Raw genomic sequence first — 1466 nt, forward strand, 5'->3', positions numbered from 1 at the left:
TTGTTCCTGTTCACTCAGGCTTATCTTGGCTGCGACTCTCATAGATAGTATCCGTCCTTAGATGCTCTTACCTATAATGGCACAGCGAGATTATTTATGTTGTATTAAATGCAGCTCACTACACTAGAGTACGCAACTAAAGATCAAGGCCACGTCAATATTCTTATTGCCGGGCGATCTGGCGTCGGCAAAAGTACACTTATCAATTCCGTATTCCAGTCTGATTTTGCTGAAACCGGTCAGGGAAAGCCCGTCACACGCAACACAGTGGAAATAGTTAAAGAAGGCTTTCCATTGTCCATCTTTGATACCCGAGGGCTGGAAATGACCGAATTTTCCGACACCCTCGGTGATCTTGAGCGCATTGTTTCACATCGATGCAGTGACAAAGACGAAAGACGACACATTCATTTAGCCTGGATTTGTATTCAAGAAGATGGCAGACGCATTGAAGACGCCGAAATCAATCTCCATGATATGTTATCCAAATATATGCCGGTGATTACCGTCATCACAAAAGCCCGTTCAGACAATGGCTTCAAAGCAACCGTCGAGAGCCTGATGACGAAAAGCCGAAGGTTCGCCAGAGTTCGCGCTTTGGAAGAGAGCCTGGATGACGGCTACCAGCTTCCGCCAATGGGGCTCGAAGCACTGATCAGTTTGTCTTCAGAAGTGATACCTGAAGGGAAACATAGAGCCCTTGCTGCAGCCCAAAAGGCAAACCTGCACTACAAAAAATCTGTAAAAATCGTTCTTGCGGCAGCTAAAGCAACCGTAGCGGCGGTCGGCAAAAAGCCCATCCCACTCTCAGATGCTGGCGTTCTTGCTCCAATCCAGATAGGCATGATTGCCGGCATCCGCTCCATCTTTGGCATGAAGCTGGCTAAAACCGATATATCCTCACTGGTGTCGTCCGCCATTCAAGGAGAAACACCGATATTCCGTGAAAAGGATATTCTTACCAATGTGCTGAAACTGATCCATCGAGAAGGCACTGCCAGCGGCGGCATCATCTCAGCTGCCACAGCAAGTGCCATTACCGTTGCACTGGGTGAAGCCTATATCTCGGTACTGAGCACATTCCAAACCAGTCAGCCGGACACGGTTCCAGATAGCTACTATATTTCGAGCAAATTACGAGAAAGTTTGGAAGGATAACGCGATGTTCGACTTTTAAACTGACCTGAAAAAGGCATGACTGACCTACTTTTCTGCTATTAAAAACAGTGGATACAAAGGAGGAAACCAGCCATGCCCGTTGAACAGTTTATCACTACTGTCTTCTGCCTGATCGACGATTTAATCAAAGAACTCGTTCCATTACCTCTGAGAAGCCGCGGTTATCCACCAAAGCTTTCAGATAGTGAAGTGATCACCATGGAGGTCACCGGTGAATGGCTTGGACATCATGCTGATAAGCATATCTGGAAGTATTTTGCTCAACATTGGCGACACCTGTTTCCTGA

The 1466-nt window shown here is 46.9% G+C and carries 1 protein-coding gene and 1 pseudogene; both read left to right on the forward strand.

What is annotated here, in order from left to right; all coding sequences use genetic code 11:
* The first annotated feature begins 108 nt into the window (after nt 1-108).
* A complete protein-coding gene (locus AKL11_RS10860) occupies nt 109-1158 on the forward strand; it encodes a YcjF family protein (protein ID WP_067517346.1) in 1050 nt (349 codons plus the stop codon).
* Nucleotides 1159-1251: 93 nt separating this feature from the next.
* Nucleotides 1252-1466, forward strand: a pseudogene (locus AKL11_RS25650) (IS982 family transposase); the annotation flags it as partial.

Origin of the sequence: Endozoicomonas ascidiicola (assembly GCF_001646945.1) — a bacterium.
Lineage (GTDB): Bacteria > Pseudomonadota > Gammaproteobacteria > Pseudomonadales > Endozoicomonadaceae > Endozoicomonas > Endozoicomonas ascidiicola.

Bases quoted from the DNA above. Each gene is read 5' to 3' on its own strand.
- AKL11_RS10860 (WP_067517346.1), top strand. From the start codon at position 109: ATGCAGCTCACTACACTAGAGTACGCAACTAAAGATCAAGGCCACGTC.